The organism is Pseudomonas sp. 18058 (assembly GCF_902706155.1).
GTDB classification, from domain to species: Bacteria; Pseudomonadota; Gammaproteobacteria; order Pseudomonadales; family Pseudomonadaceae; genus Aquipseudomonas; species Aquipseudomonas rustica.
On record NZ_CACSJY010000002.1, the window covers coordinates 79,717 to 99,017 of the forward strand.

Annotated in this window: 19 protein-coding genes; 13 read left to right on the plus strand and 6 right to left on the minus strand. The window is 58.9% G+C overall.

Going from position 1 to position 19,301, the window contains the following annotated elements; translation table 11 throughout:
* Nucleotides 1–27: 27 nt before the first annotated feature.
* Nucleotides 28–1,692: an electron transfer flavoprotein-ubiquinone oxidoreductase gene (locus GVL50_RS01585; RefSeq protein WP_008085524.1), complete on the minus strand. Its 1,665-nt coding sequence runs from the start codon at nt 1,690–1,692 to the stop codon at nt 28–30.
* A gap of 548 nt (nt 1,693–2,240) precedes the next feature.
* Here GVL50_RS01585 and GVL50_RS01590 point away from each other — a divergent pair.
* From GVL50_RS01590 to GVL50_RS01635, 10 genes are all read left to right on the plus strand, one after another.
* The gene (locus GVL50_RS01590; protein ID WP_007908338.1) at nt 2,241–2,990 is read left to right on the plus strand and encodes an electron transfer flavoprotein subunit beta/FixA family protein; all 750 of its coding nucleotides are present in this window, start codon (nt 2,241–2,243) and stop codon (nt 2,988–2,990) included.
* A 2-nt stretch (nt 2,991–2,992) separates the two neighbouring features.
* Entirely contained in the window at nt 2,993–3,922 is a 930-nt protein-coding gene (locus tag GVL50_RS01595) for an electron transfer flavoprotein subunit alpha/FixB family protein (protein WP_007908340.1), read from the plus strand.
* Between the two features lie 80 nt (nt 3,923–4,002).
* Complete coding sequence (locus tag GVL50_RS01600; RefSeq protein ID WP_159811518.1) at nt 4,003–4,824, plus strand: ABC transporter substrate-binding protein; 822 nt, start codon at nt 4,003–4,005, stop codon at nt 4,822–4,824.
* A gap of 9 nt (nt 4,825–4,833) precedes the next feature.
* Nucleotides 4,834–5,190, plus strand: a complete 357-nt coding sequence (locus GVL50_RS01605) for a DUF4398 domain-containing protein (protein ID WP_172680141.1) — start codon at nt 4,834–4,836, stop codon at nt 5,188–5,190.
* Nucleotides 5,187–5,999, plus strand: coding sequence for an OmpA family protein (locus tag GVL50_RS01610; RefSeq protein WP_122592114.1), 813 nt, complete (start codon nt 5,187–5,189; stop codon nt 5,997–5,999). Before GVL50_RS01605 ends, GVL50_RS01610 begins: the two co-directional genes overlap by 4 nt.
* A gap of 291 nt (nt 6,000–6,290) precedes the next feature.
* Nucleotides 6,291–7,730 (plus strand): PLP-dependent aminotransferase family protein, encoded by a 1,440-nt coding sequence (locus GVL50_RS01615; RefSeq protein ID WP_053122520.1) that lies wholly within the window; start codon nt 6,291–6,293, stop codon nt 7,728–7,730.
* A 79-nt stretch (nt 7,731–7,809) separates the two neighbouring features.
* Nucleotides 7,810–8,277 (plus strand): translation initiation factor 2, encoded by a 468-nt coding sequence (locus GVL50_RS01620; protein WP_159811519.1) that lies wholly within the window; start codon nt 7,810–7,812, stop codon nt 8,275–8,277.
* A gap of 166 nt (nt 8,278–8,443) precedes the next feature.
* On the plus strand, nt 8,444–8,698 hold the full coding sequence (locus GVL50_RS01625; protein WP_053122516.1) for a YkgJ family cysteine cluster protein: 255 nt from the start codon (nt 8,444–8,446) through the stop codon (nt 8,696–8,698).
* A 41-nt stretch (nt 8,699–8,739) separates the two neighbouring features.
* Nucleotides 8,740–9,345 carry an START domain-containing protein gene (locus tag GVL50_RS01630; protein ID WP_159811520.1) on the plus strand — a complete coding sequence of 202 codons (606 nt, stop codon included), beginning with the start codon at nt 8,740–8,742 and terminating at the stop codon, nt 9,343–9,345.
* A gap of 313 nt (nt 9,346–9,658) precedes the next feature.
* A complete protein-coding gene (locus tag GVL50_RS01635; RefSeq protein WP_159811521.1) occupies nt 9,659–11,752 on the plus strand; it encodes an LTA synthase family protein in 2,094 nt (697 codons plus the stop codon).
* Nucleotides 11,753–11,826: 74 nt separating this feature from the next.
* On the opposite strand, the gene GVL50_RS01640 is transcribed toward GVL50_RS01635, so the two are convergent.
* Complete coding sequence (locus GVL50_RS01640) at nt 11,827–11,985, minus strand: DUF3309 family protein (protein ID WP_169432680.1); 159 nt, start codon at nt 11,983–11,985, stop codon at nt 11,827–11,829.
* A gap of 324 nt (nt 11,986–12,309) precedes the next feature.
* Between GVL50_RS01640 and GVL50_RS01645 the strand changes: the two genes are divergently transcribed.
* The 3 genes from GVL50_RS01645 to csrA all read left to right on the plus strand — a co-directional run bounded on the left by GVL50_RS01645 (nt 12,310) and on the right by csrA (nt 13,845).
* On the plus strand, nt 12,310–13,125 hold the full coding sequence (locus tag GVL50_RS01645; protein ID WP_159811522.1) for an SDR family oxidoreductase: 816 nt from the start codon (nt 12,310–12,312) through the stop codon (nt 13,123–13,125).
* A 63-nt stretch (nt 13,126–13,188) separates the two neighbouring features.
* Nucleotides 13,189–13,521 (plus strand): YnfA family protein, encoded by a 333-nt coding sequence (locus tag GVL50_RS01650; protein WP_159811523.1) that lies wholly within the window; start codon nt 13,189–13,191, stop codon nt 13,519–13,521.
* A gap of 138 nt (nt 13,522–13,659) precedes the next feature.
* The gene (gene csrA, locus GVL50_RS01655; protein WP_053122506.1) at nt 13,660–13,845 is read left to right on the plus strand and encodes a carbon storage regulator CsrA; all 186 of its coding nucleotides are present in this window, start codon (nt 13,660–13,662) and stop codon (nt 13,843–13,845) included.
* Nucleotides 13,846–13,850: 5 nt separating this feature from the next.
* Here the strand turns inward: csrA and GVL50_RS01660 are convergent, their stop codons facing one another.
* The 4 genes from GVL50_RS01660 to GVL50_RS01675 form a co-directional block, all read right to left on the minus strand.
* On the minus strand, nt 13,851–14,078 hold the full coding sequence (locus GVL50_RS01660) for a YheU family protein (protein WP_003192759.1): 228 nt from the start codon (nt 14,076–14,078) through the stop codon (nt 13,851–13,853).
* Between the two features lie 164 nt (nt 14,079–14,242).
* Nucleotides 14,243–15,433: an osmoprotectant NAGGN system M42 family peptidase gene (locus tag GVL50_RS01665; RefSeq protein WP_053122504.1), complete on the minus strand. Its 1,191-nt coding sequence runs from the start codon at nt 15,431–15,433 to the stop codon at nt 14,243–14,245.
* A 139-nt stretch (nt 15,434–15,572) separates the two neighbouring features.
* A complete protein-coding gene (ngg, locus tag GVL50_RS01670; RefSeq protein ID WP_053122502.1) occupies nt 15,573–17,318 on the minus strand; it encodes an N-acetylglutaminylglutamine synthetase in 1,746 nt (581 codons plus the stop codon).
* 3 nt (nt 17,319–17,321) lie between these two features.
* A complete protein-coding gene (locus tag GVL50_RS01675) occupies nt 17,322–19,094 on the minus strand; it encodes an N-acetylglutaminylglutamine amidotransferase (protein ID WP_159811524.1) in 1,773 nt (590 codons plus the stop codon).
* Between the last annotated feature and the right edge of the window lie 207 nt (nt 19,095–19,301).

Consider the following 19,301-nt stretch of genomic DNA (forward strand, 5'->3'; position numbering starts at 1 on the left):
GGGAGCCTCGTTGTTCAGCGGTTCGACTTACATATTCGGGTAAGTCGGGCCGCCAGCGCCTTCCGGCGTGACCCAGGTGATGTTCTGCGAAGGATCCTTGATGTCACAGGTCTTGCAGTGCACGCAGTTCTGGGCGTTGATCTGGAAGCGCTTCTCGCCGTCTTCCTTGGTGATCACTTCATATACGCCGGCCGGGCAGTAGCGTTGCGCCGGTTCGTCGTACAGTGGCAGGTTTTTGCTGATCGGGATGCTCGGGTCTTTCAACTTCAAGTGGCAAGGCTGTTCTTCTTCATGGTTGGTACCGGAGATGAACACCGAGCTGAGTTTGTCGAAGCTGAGTTTGCCGTCCGGCTTCGGATAGTCGATCTTCTTGCAGTCGGCGGCGAGCTTGAGGCAAGCGTAATCCGGCTTGGTGTCGTGCAGGGTGAACGGCAGTTTGCCGCCGAAGATGTTCTGATCGAGCCAGTTGAAACCGCCGCCAACGATGGCGCCGAACTTGTGAATCGCCGGGCCGAAGTTACGGCTGGCGAACAGTTCGTCGTAGAGCCAGCTCTTCTTGAACGCGTCCACATAAGTGGTCAGTTCTTCAGTGCCGTCCTTCTCAGCGAACAACGCGTCAGCTACCGATTCTGCGGCGAGCATGCCCGACTTCATCGCGGTGTGGCTGCCTTTGATCTTGGCGAAGTTCAGGGTGCCGAGGTCGCAACCGATCAGCGCGCCGCCCTTGAAGACCATTTTCGGCAGCGAGTTCAGGCCACCTTTGCAGATCGCACGAGCGCCGTAGCTGATGCGCTTGCCGCCTTCCAGGTACTGAGCCAGCACCGGGTGATGCTTGAGGCGCTGGAACTCGTCGAACGGCGACAGGTACGTGTTGCTGTAGGAAAGATCGACGATCAGACCGACTACCACCTGATTGTTTTCCAGGTGATAGAGAAACGAGCCACCGGTGTTCTCGGTGCCCATGATGTCCAGCGGCCAGCCGGCGGTGTGCACCACCAGACCTGGCTGGTGTTTGGCCGGGTCGATTTCCCAGATTTCTTTCAGGCCGATGCCGTAATGCTGAGCGTCGGCATCGCTGTCGAGGTTGTAGCGCTTGATCAGTTGCTTGCCGATGTGACCACGGCAGCCTTCGGCGAACAGCGTGTATTTGCCACGCAGTTCCATGCCCGGGGTGTACAGGCCTTCCTTCGGATTGCCTTCGCGGTCGACGCCGAGATCACCGGTGATGATGCCGCGCACCACGCCTTGCTCGTCGATCAACGCTTCCTGAGCGGCGAAGCCCGGGTAGATTTCTACGCCGAGGTTTTCGGCCTGCTGGGCCAGCCAGCGGCACAGGTTGCCGAGGGAGATGATGTAGTTGCCTTCGTTGTGCATGGTCTTGGGCACAAAGAGGTCTGGAATTTTTTGTGCGCTTTCGGCGTTTTTCAGCACGAAAATATCGTCGCGGGTGACTGGCGTGTTCAGCGGGGCGCCGAGTTCTTTCCAGTCCGGGAACAGTTCGTTCAGAGCGCGTGGTTCGAACACGGCGCCGGACAGGATGTGTGCGCCGACTTCGGAGCCTTTTTCGACCACGCAGACGCTGATTTCCTTACCGGCTTCGGCGGCCTTCTGCTTCAAACGGCAGGCGGCGGACAAGCCAGCGGGGCCGGCACCGACGATGACCACGTCGAATTCCATGTATTCGCGTTCCACAGGCTATCTCCTACTCAAGGCTCACAGTTTTTTTTCTAATTTGGAGGTTCGATCTCGCATCCGAATTGCCTTTACGTTAACGTCAAAGGGAATATCGGGAAACCCACCTTTCTCTCTAGGCGGCGCATTATATCTACACCACTCTCAGCGTCCAATACAAACGTTTGTTTGAATTGGCTCCAGCCCAGAGAAATCAAAGAAGCGCGGCTTATGAATGGTCATTTTGCTGTATTGACCGGAATAGGCGTTCCGGTCAAGATACGGGCGGTTTTGCGCTCGTCGTAGGCAGACTGGCGGTTTCAAGAGCACCTCTAAAGACAGGGCGTAGGCAGAAAGGGTGATGCGCAGCGCAGGTCTGGCGCGCAGTTTACACACCGCGAAGTTGAATGACTGAATGGTCACCACTGACGAACGGTCACGCACTTCGCAACGTGAAATCATCTCGAGTACAAGCCGGCGTTTTTAGAGGTGCCCTTGTAGCCCGATGAGCATCAACCGCCAGGTTCGCCTAGGCGACTTTCTTTTCACCGGAGAGTAACGAGGAATCCATGAAGGTTCTTGTAGCTGTCAAACGCGTTGTGGATTACAACGTCAAGGTTCGCGTCAAGGCGGACAATTCCGGCGTAGACCTCGCCAACGTCAAGATGTCGATGAACCCGTTCTGCGAAATCGCAGTGGAAGAAGCCGTACGCCTGAAAGAGAAGGGTGTTGCGACTGAAATCGTCGTCGTCTCCATCGGCCCGACCACCGCTCAGGAGCAGCTGCGTACCGCACTGGCTCTGGGTGCCGACCGTGCCATCCTCGTCGAATCCGCTGAAGATCTGACCTCGCTCGCCGTGGCCAAGCTGCTCAAGGCTGTGGTCGACAAGGAACAGCCTCAGCTGGTGATCCTGGGCAAACAGGCCATCGACAGCGACAACAACCAGACCGGCCAGATGCTCGCTGCATTGAGCGGCTACGGTCAGGGCACGTTCGCGTCGAAAGTCGAAGTCTCGGGCGACAGCGTTGCCGTGACTCGCGAAATCGACGGCGGCGCGCAGACGGTTTCCCTGAAACTGCCGGCGATCGTCACCACCGACCTGCGTTTGAACGAGCCGCGTTATGCGTCCCTGCCAAACATCATGAAAGCCAAGAAGAAGCCTCTCGAAGTGCTGACTCCGGACGCTTTGGGCGTTTCCACCGCCTCCACCAACAAGACCCTGAAAGTCGAAGCGCCGGCTGCACGCAGCGCAGGCATCAAGGTCAAGTCGGTGGCTGAACTGGTCGAGAAACTGAAAAACGAAGCGAAGGTAATCTAATCATGACTATCTTGGTAATCGCTGAACACGACAACAAAGTGCTGGCCCCGGCCACACTGAACACCGTGGCTGCTGCTGCCAAAATCGGCGGCGACATCCACGTTCTGGTTGCAGGCCAAGGCGCTGGCGCCGTGGCTGAAGCCGCAGCGAAAATCGCTGGCGTGAGCAAAGTCCTGAACGCTGATAACGCGGCTTACGCGCATCAGCTGCCGGAAAACGTTGCTCCGCTGGTCGCTGAGCTTGGCGCTGGCTACAGCCACATCCTGGCTGCCGCGACCTCCAACGGCAAAAATATCCTGCCGCGCGTTGCTGCGCAGCTGGACGTGGACCAGATCTCCGAGATCATCTCGGTCGAAAGCGCTGACACCTTCAAGCGCCCGATCTATGCCGGTAACGCCATCGCTACCGTGCAATCGACCGCTGCGATCAAAGTGATCACCGTGCGTGCCACCGGTTTCGACCCGGTTGCTGCTGAAGGTGGTTCGGCGGCTGTTGAAGCCGTCGGCGCTGCACACGACGCGGGCACTTCGAGCTTCGTTGGCGAAGAACTGGCCAAGTCCGATCGTCCAGAACTGACCGCTGCCAAGATCGTCGTTTCCGGCGGCCGCGGCATGCAGAACGGCGACAACTTCAAACACCTGTATGCCCTGGCCGACAAGCTGGGCGCTGCGGTGGGCGCTTCGCGCGCCGCCGTCGACGCAGGTTTCGTACCGAACGACATGCAGGTTGGTCAGACCGGCAAAATCGTTGCGCCACAGCTGTACATCGCCGTCGGTATCTCCGGCGCGATCCAGCATTTGGCCGGTATGAAAGACTCCAAAGTGATCGTTGCGATCAACAAGGACGAAGAAGCGCCGATCTTCCAGGTGGCCGATTACGGTCTCGTGGCGGATCTGTTCGAAGCAGTCCCTGAGCTGGAGAAGCTGGTTTAAACCGGCGGCTTCACTTATAAAGAGCCCGACCTGTTGGTCGGGCTTTTTTTTGTCTTGGATTTGAGTGGGAGCGTTTCGCCATGGATCTGCGCTGCGGATGGTTGTTGGGTTTGGCCCTGTTGCCCGGTTTGGCCATGGCCGCAGGCAAGTGCGAGCGCCTCGTCGTCACCGGAAGCCCGGATGCGCCGCCGTACCTGTGGCAGGATCCGCAAAATCCCAAGCAGTTGATCGGCGCCAGTGCCGACCTGCTTCAACAAGTGGCCAAGGATCTCGGCATCAAAGTCGAGTTGCTCTACGCCGGCAAACGCTCGCAAGCCCTCGACGAAGTGCGCAGCGGGCGCATGGACATGCTCGCCGACGCGCCGCTGATCTTCAACGAGCTGGAAAACCTCGACTACATCTACCCGCCACTGCTGGAAAACGACTACCTGGTGTGGACGCGCAAAGGCTCGACACTGGTCTATAGCGAAGCCAAAGACCTGCAGGGTCACGCAGGCGCGTTGTCGGAAAAGTCTCGAATGACGCAAGGATTCAGTACTTTCGCCGAGCAGAATCTGGCCCTGACCAAGACAGCCAACCTCACCCAGGCCCTGCAGAAATTGCTCCTTGGCGAAGTGGAATATGTACTCGCCGGCCGCTACTCGAGCATGGCCGCCGCGCAGGCATTGGGCATGGCCAATGATCTGCTGGCGTTCGAGCAACCCATCGACCGCCCGGGCCTGTTCCTCGCGGTTTCCCACAACTCGGCCTGCAACGATCCGTGGTTGCGCGGACAGCTAGCCAAAAAGATGACAGAATTGCCCGCGTCCGGACTGACGGAAGCCGTGCTGCAACGCAATATCGAGCGCTGGAAGGCGCAGCAGCAACAGCCGCAACAACCTGTCAGTGCCCCAAAACAGTAGGGATTCTTAGTGAGTATTCGACCTCTTTTCGCGGCGATGGCCGTTCTGGCTCTGGCCGGTTGCGCCAGCGATCCGGCACCCAACGAACAAATGCGCCTCACCGAGCAGGCCATCACCCAGGCCAAGGCTGTCGGTGCCACCGCTGATGATGTGCCGGAAATGAAACTGGCCGAAACCAAATACGATCGAGCCAAGGGCAACATGGCCGACGAGTCCTACCGCAATGCGCGGATGCGTGCCGAACAGGCCGAACTGGATGCGCGTCTGGCCGAAGCCAAAGTGCTGACGCAAAAAAGTGAAGAACAGGTGAATGTGCTCAACACCCGCATCGTCCGTCTGCGCAAGCAACTGGGAGATGCCCAATGAGCCTCAAGTCGAAAGTCCTTGGCGGTCTGATCCTCGCCGGTTGCGCCAGCCTTTTCGGTTGCGCCGGCCAACACAGCGAATCCGCGCTGCAAGAAGCGGGCGCTGACTTTCAGAAAGTCAAAGAAGACTCCAACGTGCTGCGCATCGCGCCGAAAGACGTGATCCGCGCCGGGGAATCCCTGGCCCGCGCCGATCGCCTGTCGACCTATTGGGGCAGCGGTTCGGACGTAGTGCATTACGCCTACCTGAGCCAGCGCTACAGCGAAATCGCCCGCGAGCACACCAATCAGGTGCTCAACGAAGAACGCATCGCCAAGCTCGAACTCGAACGTCAGCGCCTGCAACTGGCCCTGCGCGAATCGAAACTGCTCAGCGTGCAGCAGCAAGGCAAATGGCTCGAAGAGCAGATCGTCGCATTGGCCACTACGCAGACCGACCGTGGTCTGGTGATGACCCTCGGCGACGTGCTGTTCGACACGGGCGAAGCGGAGCTGAAAAACTCGGCCAACCGTGTCGTGCTGAAAATCGTCCAGTTCCTGCAACTGAACCCGAAACGCGTAGTGCGCATCGAGGGTTACACCGACAGCACTGGCGGCAAGCAGGAAAACCTCAAGCTGTCCCGCGACCGCGCGCAAGCGGTGGCCGACGTGCTGATGGATCTCGGTATCGAGGACAAACGCATTCAGGTCGAAGGCTACGGCGACGAATACCCGGTGGACGTCAACGCTTCCGAGCGTGGGCGAGCTCAGAACCGTCGCGTGGAAATTGTCTTCTCCGACGAAAAAGGCCAGCTCGGCGCCGCCCGTTAAGCAACGCAAAACCCTGTAGGAGCTGCCGAAGGCTGCGATCTTTTGACTTTTCTTTTTGAAGATCAAAAGATCGCAGCCTTCGGCAGCTCCTACACAGCTCCTACAAAGCCCGGCCTGTCATGCAGCGCCGGGCTTTTTTACGTCTGTCGATTGGCTCGCAAATCGGTACAGTCGGGGGCAGACACTGCACTGTATGGTCGAGTATTGTGGCAACTGTCCCAGTACACTTCTAAACTGTTCCGGTATTGTTTCACACAAGAATAAAATGCCCGTGAAATCGAGTGCTGCGTCATGACTAATCTCTTGCTCTACCAACGTATTGCTCAACAACTGGCCGAAGACATCCGCCGTGGTGTCTATCAACCGGGGGAGCGCGTGCCTTCGGTGCGCAAGATGAGTTCGCAGCTCAACGTCAGCCATGCCACGGTGTTGCAGGCGTACGCCAATCTCGAAGATCAGGGGCTGATTCGCGCCCGCCCGCAGTCCGGCTATTACGTCCACCAGACCCCCGCACTGACTGCGCCAACGCCGGACATCGCGCGGGTTGAGCGTCCCGGTCTGGTGACGCGCAGCAGCATCATTCAACAGGTACTGGTCGAGTCGCGCCGCGAAGGTGTGTTCCCGTTGGGTGCCGCCGTGCCGAGCGTCGATTATTTGCCGGTGCGCGCGCTGCATCAGCAACTGGCGAAAGTCACCCGATTCCACAGCCCGCGCGCTTTCAGTTACATGTTCAGCCCCGGTTTCGAACCGTTGCGCCGGCAGGTGGCGATTCGCATGCGCGACGCCGGTGTCGTCGTCGATCCGTCAGAAGTGGTGATCACCCACGGTTGTGTCGATGCCTTGCAGATGTCGCTGCGCGTGCTGACCCGCCCGGGTGATCTGATCGCCGCTGAGTCGCCGACTTATTACGGCTTGCTGCAACTGGCTGATCTGCTTGGCTTGAAAGTCATCGAAATCCCGAGTGATCCCGCCACCGGCATGAGCCTCGAAGCTCTGCAACTGGCGGCCAACCAATGGTCGATCAAAGCGCTGGTGCTGACCACGCGCTTGAGCAATCCGTTGGGTGGCACCATGCCCGAAGAGCGCCAGAAACAGTTGCTGCGACTGGCCTCGGATTTCGATATCCAGATCGTCGAAGATGACATCTATGGCGAATTGATGTTCGAGCAGGGCAAGACCAAAGCGCTCAAGGCTTACGATCGACTGGATCGGGTCATTTACTGCTCGAGTTTTTCCAAGACCTTGTCGCCCGGCGTGCGTATCGGCTGGATGATTCCCGGTAAGTATCAGCAGGAAATCCAGCGTCTGCAGACCTTCAGCACCCATTCAGCCTGCAGCGTCACGCAGATGGCGATTGCGGCGTATCTGGAAAACGGCGGCTATGACCGGCATTTGCGCTACATCCGTCAGGAGTACCGCAAGAATCTCAGCGCTTTCCAGTTGGCAGTGCAGCAGTATTTCCCCGAAGGCACGCAAATGACCCGGCCCACCGGCGGTTTCATTCTCTGGGTGAGCTTGCCGGGGAGGGTGAATACGCAGGATTTGCACGTGCGCGCCTTGCAGCAGGGCATCAGTATCGCGCCGGGGCTGATCTTCAGTAATACCGAGCAGTTCAACCACTGTATCCGCCTGAATTGCGGCATTCCGTGGAACCGCGAGGCGGAGCGGGCGTTGATGACTCTGGGCTTGCTGGCAACGCAACTGTGTCAGGAAACGGCGGGCGGTTTCTGAACGAACGGCGCGTCATGCTTGTCATGTGACGTGCAACAGGCCAGCATATGGCCCTCTGCCGTTAATGTCGTTGGAGTTCATGAAAGCGATTTTTCCTGCCGCCTGGGTTGTGCTTTGCCTGCTGATGATCGGCCATGTGCCCGATGTCATGGCGTCTGGCCCGGAAAAACCGGCAGCGACCACGCCGGCGAAAAAAACGCCGGCAGTGAAGAAGGCCGCAGCTGCGAAACCAGCCCAGCAGAAAATCGTGAAGAAACGCCCACCGGTGGCTTCCAAATCGAAGTCCGCCCGTGAAGTGGCGAAAACCCCGCTGCCGTCGACCAAACTCGATCTGAGCCTGCCCAAAGACATGGTTCAAGAGTTGAAGCCTAAGGGCGCCGTCGAGATGCCCAAGCGCGAGCCGATCCTGCCGCAGATGTTCGGCGAGAAAAACACCGGGTTCCAGCTCAATGGCCGTCTGCTCAGCAACGAAATGCAGTTGCAGCTGCGCAACGAAGAGCGTCGGGAAGTGGAAGGCGCGGCGCTCGATTTCGAATTCAAGCAATAAACAGCACGTTGCTGTGACCCGCAGACCAGACGCTTTGTCGGAGACTGGTCAGTCACATTCAGTAATCTCTAAAAACCCCGGTTCAGGCAATTTAAAACAGCCGTTTTAGCGGTTACTCTGTTCCGCGTCCCTTTTATACATCGCCCGTCGCGAGGATTTGTCCGTCATGAAATGCCGTGAAGGCTGTGGCGCTTGCTGCATCGCCCCCTCCATCAGTTCGCCGATTCCCGGCATGCCTGATGGCAAACCTGCCGGCGAACGTTGCGTGCAACTCTCGGTCGAAAACCTGTGCAATATTTTCGGCCGCCCCGAGCGCCCGGCAGTCTGTTCCGGCTTCTCTGCCGACATTGAAGTCTGCGGCAGCAGCTCGGAAGAAGCGATCAGGCTGATCGGCTGGTGGGAACAAATGACGGCGGCGTGATGTGTCAAACGAACGGAACTTCAACAATAAGGAATAAGACTATGGGTTCGCTGCATCGTATCGCTGTGTTGTGTGGTTTGACCGCTGTGCTGGCCACCTCGGTTGCCCAGGCGGAAGACTGGAAAGTCGCCAAGAACGAAGACGGCATCAAAGTCTCCCTGAGCGAAGTGCCGGGTTCGGACTACAAGTCCTATCAGGGCGTCGCGCTGATGAAGACCACCGTCGCCAAACTGCGCGCGCTGCAGGAAGACGTTTCCGGTGCCTGCGCCTGGATTCACGAGTGCAAGATCCAGAAATTGCTTAAACACGAAGGCGATCAGAGCTGGACTTACACCCAGTTCAACACGCCTTGGCCAGTCACCCCGCGTGACTCGGTGCTGAAAGTCACCACCGTTGAAGGCGCCGACGGCAGCCTGACCCGCAACCTGGAAGGCCTGCCGAAGTACATTCCGGAAGAAAAAGGCTTCGTTCGTGTTGAACAGGTCAAAGGCTTCTGGAAGTTCGTACCAAAAGGTGATCAGGTTGAAGTGACCTACCAGGTTCACACCGAGCCAGGCGGCAGCGTGCCGGCGATGGTTGCCAACAAGTTCGTGGTCGACGCACCGTTCAACACCCTCAAAGCTCTGAAAGAACGCGCCGAGAAGTAATCAGCCCGCTCTACACAAAACGCCCCGACCGATTCGGGGCGTTTTGTTTTGTATCTATATTGTGTTTCCAGATATGCGTTGCACGAAATTTTCACAAAGTGTTCCAGACAATTCGCCCGCGCTGTTTGCACGTTGCCGCTGTCTGCTGCCGCTTGAAATGAAACTGTCTGGCGGCGGGGCAGTAATCAATGGCAATGGTGCGAACGATCGTGCAACATTTGCGCACCGCGCACGCCCCGGGGCCTGGAATGGCCAATAGAGGGCAGGGCGCCGCTGTATTTTTGCAACTTCAACTAATGGGTCCTAAAACGACATGGCAAACCCGGACGCCCTGAATCAGCAGCGATCTTCTGCTCGCCTGCTGCAACCGACCGTCAAATCGCATCTGGCCTACACGCTGCTTTGTGCGCTGGTCATGATGGTGATGTTTTCCGTGCTGCGCCTCGCGCTGCTGGTCTACAACCGCGAGATGATCCTCGATACCCCCGCTTCGACGTTCCTCGAAGCTTTCGCCAACGGCCTGCGTTTCGACCTGCGCCTGGTGGTTTACCTGTGCATTCCGTTGGTACTGGCGCTGTTCAGCGCCCGGGCCATGGCAGCACGCGGTTTCTTCCGTCTGTGGCTGACCATCGCTTCGAGCATCGCGCTGTTCCTCGGCCTGATGGAGATGGACTTCTACCGTGAGTTCCACCAGCGCCTTAACGGTCTGGTGTTCCAGTACGTGAAAGAAGACCCGAAAACCGTGATGAGCATGCTCTGGTACGGTTTCCCGGTGGTGCGTTATCTGCTGGCGTGGGTCGTCGGCACGGTGATTCTGACCCTGGCGTTCAAAGGCGCTGATCGTGCAACGCGTCCGCGCGGGCCGTTCAGCGGCGGTACCGTCAGCAGCCGTCAGGTGGCGCCGTGGTACACCCGCGCTGCGGTATTCGTGGTGTGCCTGTTGATCTGCGTGGTTGCCGCGCGTGGCACCCTGCGTCAGGGCCCGCCAATGCGTTGGGGTGACGTCTACACCACCGATTCCAACTTCGCCAACCAGCTCGGCCTCAACGGTACGCTGTCGCTGATCGCCGCTGCGAAAGACCGCATGGGCGAAGACCGCGACAACATCTGGAAAGCCACACTGCCGCAAGAAGAAGCGCAGAAAGTGGTGCGCGAGATGTTGGTGATGCCGGACGACAAACTGGCCGATGCCGACATCGCTGCCGTGCGCCGCGACTACACACCGCCGGCCGACAAGACCCTGCCGATCAAGAACGTTGTCGTGATCCTGATGGAAAGCATGGCCGGTCACTCGGTCGGTGCATTGGGCGCGCCGGGCAACATCACGCCGTACCTCGACAAACTGTCGAAGGAAGGCCTGCTGTTCGACCGTTTCTTCTCCAACGGCACGCACACCCACCAGGGTATGTTCGCGACCATGGCCTGCTTCCCGAACCTGCCGGGTTTCGAATACCTGATGCAGACCCCGGAAGGCAGTCACAAACTGTCCGGCCTGCCGCAGTTGCTTAGCCACCGTGACTACGACGACGTCTATGTCTACAACGGTGACTTCGCCTGGGACAACCAGTCGGGTTTCTTCAGCAACCAAGGCATGACCAACTTCGTTGGCCGTAACGATTTCGTTAACCCGGTGTTCTCCGATCCAACGTGGGGCGTGTCCGACCAGGACATGTTCGATCGCGGTCTGGTCGAGTTGAAGGCGCGTGAAAACGGCAAGCCGTTCTATGCGTTGCTGCAAACCCTGTCCAACCACACGCCATACGCCTTGCCGTCGCCATTGCCGGTCGAGCGCGTGACCGATCGTGGCAGCCTCAACGAACACTTGACCGCCATGCGCTACTCCGACTGGGCGTTGGGTCAGTTCTTCGAGAAGGCGCGCAAAGAGCCGTACTTCAAGGAAACCCTGTTCGTCATCGTCGGTGACCACGGTTTCGGCAATGAGCGTCAGATCACCGAAATGGATCTGGGCCGCTTCAACGTGCCGATGCTGATGATCGCGCCGGGCATCCAGGAGAAGTTCGGCACCCGTGATCACACCGTGGGCACGCAGATCGACATCGTGCCGACCATCATGGGTCGCCTCGGTGGCGAAGTGCGTCACCAGTGCTGGGGCCGTGACCTGCTCAACCTGCCGGAAGGCGACACCGGTTTCGGTGTGATCAAGCCGTCGGGCAGCGAGCAGACCACTGCCATCGTCACCGCAGACCAGATTCTGGTACTGCCGAAAGACAAGGACATGTCGGCGAAGGTCTATCAGTACCAACTGGGCGCCACCCCAAGTGCCGAGGTTATTCCGGATGCACCACGCGCTGCCGAGTTGAAACACAAACTCGAAGCGTTCCTGCAAACGGCGACCAAGAGCCTGATGGACAACACCGCCGGTGTGATTAACGGCAAGCCGGACTAAGCGCTGTAAAGTAAAAGTCCGCGCAATAAAAAAGAGGCCCTGAAAAGGGCCTCTTTTTTTTGCCGGCTGAAGGGTTATATCCGACCCAGTAGCAACAGCACCAACAGCACGACCAGCACCACACCGATGATGCCCGACGGACCATAACCCCAACTTCTGGAGTGCGGGAAGACCGGCAGACCACCGATCAGCAACAGGATCAGGATAATGATAAGAATTGTGCCCATGTCGATTTCCTTGTTGAGAGAGTTCGAGAAGTCTTGGTGTTCAAGGGGCGACTGGAGACTAAGTAATTCCAGGCGGCTTACAAAATCCGACTGGTGCGAATGAAAGAAAATTCAATGTTTTTTTAATGTATTTGGATTAGTCGCTTATTTCCTTTGACGCAAAAAGATCGCAGCCTCGTTTCACTCGACAGCTCCTACACAAATCCATGTAGGAGCTGCCGAAGGCTGCGATCTTTTGACCTTGTATTCAGCAACTTGATGGAGCGTGGGCGCACACACAACCTTCGCTACACTCCGCGCATCTTCCCCAGAACAACAAGGCTGTCTGCTATGCAAAATCGCATGATGATCACTGGCGCGGGCTCAGGCCTGGGTCGCGAAATCGCGCTGCGCTGGGCGCGTGAAGGCTGGCAACTGGCCTTGTCCGACGTCAGCGAACCCGGCCTGCAGGAAACCCTGAAAATGGTGCGCGAGGCGGGCGGCGACGGCTTCATCCAGCGCTGCGATGTGCGTGATTACAGCCAACTCACAGCCTTCGCACAGGCTTGCGAAGAAAAACTTGGCGGCATCGACATCATCGTTAACAACGCCGGCGTCGCGTCAGGCGGTTTCTTCAGCGAACTGTCGCTGGAAGACTGGGACTGGCAAATCGCGATCAACCTGATGGGTGTGGTCAAGGGTTGCAAAGCGTTCCTGCCGCTGCTCGAACAAAGCAAAGGCAAGATCATCAACATCGCCTCGATGGCCGCGCTGATGCAGGGCCCGGCAATGAGCAACTACAACGTCGCCAAGACTGGTGTCGTGGCGCTTTCGGAAAGTCTGTTGATTGAACTGGCGCAACAGGAAGTCGGCGTGCATGTGGTCTGTCCTTCGTTCTTTCAGACCAACTTGCTTGATTCTTTCCGTGGCCCGACCCCGGCAATGAAGGCGGCGGTCGGCAAGTTGCTGGAGAGTTCGCCGATTACCGCAGCGGACATCGCCGATTACATTTACCAGCAAGTCGCTGCCGGCGAGTTCATGATCCTGCCTCACGAACAAGGGCGCATGGCGTGGGCGATCAAGCAGAAAAACCCGCAACTGCTCTACAACGAAATGACCTCGATGGCGGAGAAAATGCGCACCAAGGCCAAACAGAACAACGGCTGACCTTGCCCGTAGCGGATTGCGTCGTTAGGGTGGCCGCAATGGTCACCCTGTCGAGACGCGTCAATGCTCAATTACTTGTGGTTCTTCCTCGCGGCGCTGTTTGAAATCGCCGGTTGTTACGCTTTCTTCATGTGGCTGCGTCAGGGCAAAAGTGCGTTGTGGGTGATCCCGGCGTTGCTCAGCCTGACGTTGTTCGCGTTGTTGTTGACCCGTGTTGAAGCCAACTATGCCGGCCGTGCGTATGCCGCTTATGGCGGGATCTACATCGTCGCGTCGATTGGCTGGCTGATGGTGGTCGAGCGCGTGCGCCCGTTGAGTTCGGACTGGATCGGCGTGGCGCTGTGTGTGATCGGCGCCAGCGTGATTCTGTTCGGGCCGCGGTTTTCGGCTGCCTGAATCATCGATTTGTCGGAAGCGTCTGACAGCCAAGGGCTTGCCAAGCTGTAGGGCAAGACTGAATTGCCGGCCACACATTGTGGCGCGCCGGCAAGCCGCGCATCTTCAGGGTTTGCCACCCCCTGAAGGACGAACCTCATGCTTGTACTCAGCCGTGTTGTCGGTGAGTTGATTTCCATCGGCGACGATATTTCCCTGCGCGTGCTGTCCGTCAACGGTTCCAGCGTGCGCTTTGGCGTCGAAGCGCCGAAGAAGGTCAATGTGCACCGCGCCGAAGTCTATGAACGAATCCAACGCAAGCAGGCCCGCGAAGGGGCCCGCTGAGAATTTCAGTCGAATAGATGCTTGGGCACGTCGTGCTTGAGCATCAACTGGCACTGCTCGCTTTCCGGGTCGAAGACGATCAACGCCTGGCCTTTGGTCAGCGCCTGACGCACGCGCAGCACGCGGGTTTCCAGCGGCGTGTCATCGCCGTTGTCGGTGCCGTCGCGGGTGACAAAATCTTCGATGAGGCGGGTGAGGGTGTCGACTTCAAGAGCGTCGTAAGGGATGAGCATGGGCACCTCGGCTGAATCAATGTCGGGATGCTACGGCGATTGCCGGTTGGCTGCCAGTTTTGTGTAGTCAGTACCGGCCTCATCGCGAGCAAGCTCAGCTCCTACAGGAAACGCGGTCAACTGTAGGAGCCGAGCTTGCTCGCGAAGGCGGCCTAATGGTCACATTAATTGTCGGAGCGCTGCCCTACCAGACTATCCACCGGCGGCACCCGCGTTTCGCTCTCCATCTGCGTGTCATGTTCAATCTGATGACTGAAGCGATCCAGCGAAGCATTCGCCGGCGCCGCATCACTGGCAAACACCGGTGGGCTCAAGATGTACGCGCCCAACAATCGGCTCAGCGCGGCCAGACTGTCGATGTGCGTACGCTCATAACCATGGGTCGCATCACAACCAAACGCCAGCAGAGCGGTACGAATATCGTGCCCGGCGGTCACCGCCGAATGCGCATCGCTGAAGTAATAACGGAACAGATCACGACGCACCGGCAGCTCGTTTTCAGCGGCCAGGCGCAGCAAATGCCGCGACAGATGATAGTCGTAAGGGCCGCCGGAATCCTGCATCGCCACACTCACCGCGTGTTCGCTGGAATGCTGTCCCGGCGCGACCGGCGCAATGTCGATGCCGACAAATTCACTGACGTCCCATGGCAATGCCGCCGCCGCGCCACTGCCGGTTTCTTCGGTGATGGTGAACAGCGGATGGCAATCGATCATCAATTCCTGACCGCTGTCGACGATGGCTTTCAGCGAAGCCAGAAGCGCAGCAACGCCAGCCTTGTCATCGAGGTGACGGGCGCTGATGTGGCCGCTTTCGGTGAACTCCGGCAGCGGGTCAAACGCCACCACATCGCCAACGCTGATGCCCAGCGAATCGCAATCGGCCTTGGTCGCGCAGTAGGCGTCCAGACGCAATTCGACGTGATCCCAACTGATCGGCATCTCATCCACCGCAGTGTTGAACGCATGCCCGGACGCCATCAACGGCAACACACTGCCGCGAATCACACCGTTGTCGGTGAACAGGCTGACACGACTGCCCTCGGCAAAACGGCTCGACCAGCACCCGACGGGGGCGAGGGTCAGACGACCGTTGTCTTTCACCGCGCGGACGGCGGCGCCGATGGTGTCGAGGTGCGCCGAAACCGCGCGGTCAGGGCTGTTTTTCTTGCCCTTGAGCGTGGCGCGAATGGTGCCGCGCCGGGTCATTTCGAACGGGATGCCGAGTTCTTCAAGGCGCTCGGCGACGTAACGGACGATGGTGTCGGTGAACCCGGTCGGGCTGGGAATGGCGAGCATTTCCAGGAGGACTTTTTGCAGGTAGTTGAGATCCGGTTCGGGGATTTGTGGGGTCATGGAAACTCCTGATGGGTTGAGCACTGATCGTTCCCACGCTCTACGTGGGAATGCAGCCCGGGACGCTCTGCGTCCCAAATGGACGCGGAGCGTCCGGTGAGGCGTTCCCACGCAGAGCGTGGGAACGATCAGGAAGGGGTTAAATGGCCGGCTGACTGTGCGGAAACAACAAATCAACAAACCGCTCAGCCGTCGGCTGCGGTTCATGATTGGCCAACCCGGCGCGCTCGTTGGCCTCGATAAACACGTACTCCGGCTGATCCGCCGCCGGCACCATCAAATCGAGGCCAACCATGGGAATGTCCAGCGCCCGCGCCGCACGCACCGCCGCGTCGACCAGCGTCGGATGCAGAATCGCCGTCACATCCTCCAGCGTGCCACCGGTGTGCAGATTCGCGGTACGGCGCACAAACAAATGCTCACCCGCCGGCAGAATGCTGCTGTAGTCATACCCGGCCGCATGCAAGGTGCGCTGGGTTTCGTGATCCAGTGGAATCTTGCTCTCGCCACTGGTGGCCGCCTGGCGACGCCGACTCTGCGCCTCGATCAACGCACCGATCGAATGCTGACCATCTCCAACCACTTCCGCCGGCTTACGAATCGCTGCTGCGACCACTTCAAAACCGATCACCAGAATTCGCAGATCAAGGCCTTCGTGGAAGCTCTCCAACAGCACTCGGCTATCAAATTGTTTCGCCGCTTCGATGGCCTGCTGCAGCTCTTCGATGTTCTGCAGATCCACGGCCACACCTTGGCCCTGTTCACCGTCGAGCGGCTTGACCACCACCCGTTGATGCTCATCGAGAAAGGCCAGATTGTCGTCGGCATTGCCCGCCAGTTGCTGCGAGGGCAGGTTCAGACCGGCCGCTTTCAGTACTTTGTGCGTCAGGCTTTTGTCCTGACACAGGCTCATGCTGATCGCGCTGGTCAGGTCGCTCAGCGATTCACGGCAACGCACGCGACGGCCGCCATGGCTGAGCGTAAACAACCCGGCGTCGGCGTCGTCGACCTGCACGTCAATGCCGCGCCGATGCGCTTCTTCAACGATGATCCGCGCATACGGATTGAACTGCGCTTCCGGGCCAGGGCCAAGAAATAGCGGTTGATTGATACCGTTTTTGCGTTTGATCGCGAAGGTCGACAGGTTGCGAAAACCGAGCTTGGCGTAGAGGTTTTTCGCCTGACGGTTGTCGTGCAACACCGACAGATCGAGATAGCTCAACCCGCGACTCATAAAGTGCTCGACCAAATGACGCACCAGCACTTCGCCGACACCCGGCCGCGAGCACTGCGGATCAACCGCGAGGCACCACAGGCTGCTGCCGTTTTCCGGGTCGTTGAACGCCTTGTGATGATTCAGGCCCATGACGCTGCCGATCACCGCGCCGCTGTCCTCATCCTCGGCCAGCCAATACACCGGGCCGCCCTGATGGTGCGGGGTGAGCAGGGTGGAGTCGATCGGCAACATGCCGCGCGCCTGATACAACAGATTGATCGCCTGCCAGTCCGCCTCGTTCTGCGCCCGGCGAATGCGGAAGCCGCGAAACACGCGGGTGGCCTGACGGTAATCGCTGAACCACAAACGCAACGTGTCGGACGGATCGAGAAACAGCTGCGTCGGTTCCAGCCCGAGAATCTGCTGCGGCGCAGCCACGTACAGCGCGATATCGCGTTCGCCGGGCTGCTCGTTGAGCAGTTCCTGCGCCAACGACGCCGGGTCAGGAAAGGTGTGGCCGATCAGCAACCGGCCCCAACCGCAATGCACCGCGATCGGCTCGGCGGCCAGCGCGCTGCCGTCTTCAGCGAGACGTGCCTGCAAGCGTTCATAAGACGGGGTCTGACCGCGAATCAGCCGTTGGTTGATGGCCGTGGCGTGGGGTTTCATCGATCAGATTCCTTGTTCACTGAGCCACAGGTTCAGAGCAGCCAGTTGCCACAGTTTCGAACCGCGCAACGGCGTCAGTTGGCCTTGCGGGTCGGTCAACAATTTATCGAGCATGGCCGGGTTGAACAGGCCGCGATCCTGACTCGGATCGAGTAGCAGTTCGCGCACCCAGTTCAGCGTGTCGCCTTGCAAATGCTTGAGGCCCGGCACCGGGAAGTAGCCTTTTTTACGGTCGATCACTTCACTCGGAATGACCCGGCGCGCGGCTTCTTTCAGCACCTGTTTGCCGCCATCCGGCAGCTTGAATTTGCCCGGCACACGGGCCGACAGTTCAACCAGTCGGTAGTCGAGAAACGGCGTACGCGCTTCCAGGCCCCAGGCCATGGTCATGTTGTCGACACGTTTGACCGGGTCATCGACCAGCATCACCGTGCTGTCCAGACGCAGCGCTTTGTCCACGGCAGCGTCGGCGCCGGGCTGTGCGAAATGTTCCTTCACGAAGTCGCCGGCAGCGTCATTCGCGGTCAGCCATTTCGGTTGTACGGTGGCGGCGTAGTCGTCATAACTGCGGTCGAAAAACGCGTTGCGATACGCCGCGTACGGGTCGGCAGCGCCGTCGACTTGCGGGTACCAGTGATAACCGGCGAATAGCTCGTCCGCGCCTTGGCCGCTCTGCACCACCTTGCAGTGCTTGGCTACTTCGCGCGACAGCAGATAGAAAGCGATGCAGTCATGGCTGACCATCGGCTCGCTCATCGCGCGGAACGCGGCGGGCAATTGTTCGATGATTTCTTTTTCGTCGATGCGCAGCTGATGGTGCTGCGTGCCGTAGTGTTTGGCGATCAGATCGGAGTACTGGAACTCGTCACCGCGCTCACCGCCGGCATCTTGAAAACCGATGGAAAAGGTCGACAGATTCTCCACGCCGACTTCACGCAACAGACCGACGAGCATGCTCGAATCGACACCGCCGGACAGCAGCACGCCGACATCGACGGCGGCACGTTGACGAATTGCCACCGCTTCGCGAGTGCTGTCGAGGACGCGGTCGACCCAGTCTTCCAGCGTCAGATTTTTCTCGTCGTCGTGTGGGCCGTAAGGCAGCGTCCACCAGGTTTTCTGCTCGGTGGTGCCATCGGCTTCAACGCGCATCAAACTCGCTGGCGGCAGTTTTTCAATACCGGCCAGCAAGGTGCGCGGCGCAGGCACCACGGCGTGGAAGTTCAGGTAGTGATTGAGCGCCACCGGATCGAGGATCGGGTTGATGTCGCCGCCCTTGAGCAGCGCCGGCAGGGCCGAGGCGAAACGCAAGCGCTGACCGGTGCGCGACAGGTACAGAGGCTTCACGCCGAGACGGTCACGGGCGATAAACAGACGCTTGGCATCGCGCTCCCAAATGGCAAACGCGAACATGCCATTGAGTTTCGGCAGCAGCGCTTCGCCCCAGGCGTGATAGCCCTTGAGCAGCACTTCGGTGTCACCGCCGGAATAGAAGGCATAACCCAGCGCTTCGAGCTCAGCGCGCAATTCCGGGAAGTTATAGATCGCGCCGTTGAAGGCCAGCGACAGGCCGAGTTGACTGTCGACCATCGGCTGCGCCGAACCGTCCGACAAGTCCATGATTTTCAGGCGACGATGGCCCAGGGCAATCGGCCCTTGAGCATGAAAGCCCCACGCGTCAGGGCCGCGAGGCGCCAGGTGATGGGTGATTCGCTCGATGGCTGCAAGGTCTGCAGGTTGTTGATCAAAACGTAACTCGCCAGCTAATCCGCACATAAAGTCCTTACCGGTTTTTCCGTTGGGGAGGGTATTTCTTCAGCGGCCGACATGGCCGGTACTCAGAAACTGACCCGGTGCGGTTGTGGGAGTTTTAGAACGATGAGTTATAAGCGCGTGTATCCGACAGCGCGTAATGACAAAGCGAGGGCCGCACCACTTACCAAATGATCGAATTCAAATGGCGGTATATAGATATTTTATCGG

Coding starts and splice junctions, on each gene's coding strand:
- GVL50_RS01610 (WP_122592114.1), top strand. CDS start 5,187: ATGAGCCTCAAGTCGAAAGTCCTTGGCGGTCTGATCCTCGCCGGTTGC.
- GVL50_RS01615 (WP_053122520.1), top strand. CDS start 6,291: ATGACTAATCTCTTGCTCTACCAACGTATTGCTCAACAACTGGCCGAA.
- GVL50_RS01630 (WP_159811520.1), top strand. CDS start 8,740: ATGGGTTCGCTGCATCGTATCGCTGTGTTGTGTGGTTTGACCGCTGTG.
- GVL50_RS01645 (WP_159811522.1), top strand. CDS start 12,310: ATGCAAAATCGCATGATGATCACTGGCGCGGGCTCAGGCCTGGGTCGC.
- GVL50_RS01660 (WP_003192759.1), bottom strand. CDS start 14,078: ATGCTCATCCCTTACGACGCTCTTGAAGTCGACACCCTCACCCGCCTC.
- GVL50_RS01675 (WP_159811524.1), bottom strand. CDS start 19,094: ATGTGCGGATTAGCTGGCGAGTTACGTTTTGATCAACAACCTGCAGAC.
- GVL50_RS01650 (WP_159811523.1), top strand. CDS start 13,189: ATGCTCAATTACTTGTGGTTCTTCCTCGCGGCGCTGTTTGAAATCGCC.
- GVL50_RS01620 (WP_159811519.1), top strand. CDS start 7,810: ATGAAAGCGATTTTTCCTGCCGCCTGGGTTGTGCTTTGCCTGCTGATG.
- ngg (WP_053122502.1), bottom strand. CDS start 17,318: ATGAAACCCCACGCCACGGCCATCAACCAACGGCTGATTCGCGGTCAG.
- GVL50_RS01625 (WP_053122516.1), top strand. CDS start 8,444: ATGAAATGCCGTGAAGGCTGTGGCGCTTGCTGCATCGCCCCCTCCATC.
- GVL50_RS01635 (WP_159811521.1), top strand. CDS start 9,659: ATGGCAAACCCGGACGCCCTGAATCAGCAGCGATCTTCTGCTCGCCTG.
- GVL50_RS01665 (WP_053122504.1), bottom strand. CDS start 15,433: ATGACCCCACAAATCCCCGAACCGGATCTCAACTACCTGCAAAAAGTC.
- GVL50_RS01590 (WP_007908338.1), top strand. CDS start 2,241: ATGAAGGTTCTTGTAGCTGTCAAACGCGTTGTGGATTACAACGTCAAG.
- GVL50_RS01595 (WP_007908340.1), top strand. CDS start 2,993: ATGACTATCTTGGTAATCGCTGAACACGACAACAAAGTGCTGGCCCCG.
- csrA (WP_053122506.1), top strand. CDS start 13,660: ATGCTTGTACTCAGCCGTGTTGTCGGTGAGTTGATTTCCATCGGCGAC.
- GVL50_RS01600 (WP_159811518.1), top strand. CDS start 4,003: ATGGATCTGCGCTGCGGATGGTTGTTGGGTTTGGCCCTGTTGCCCGGT.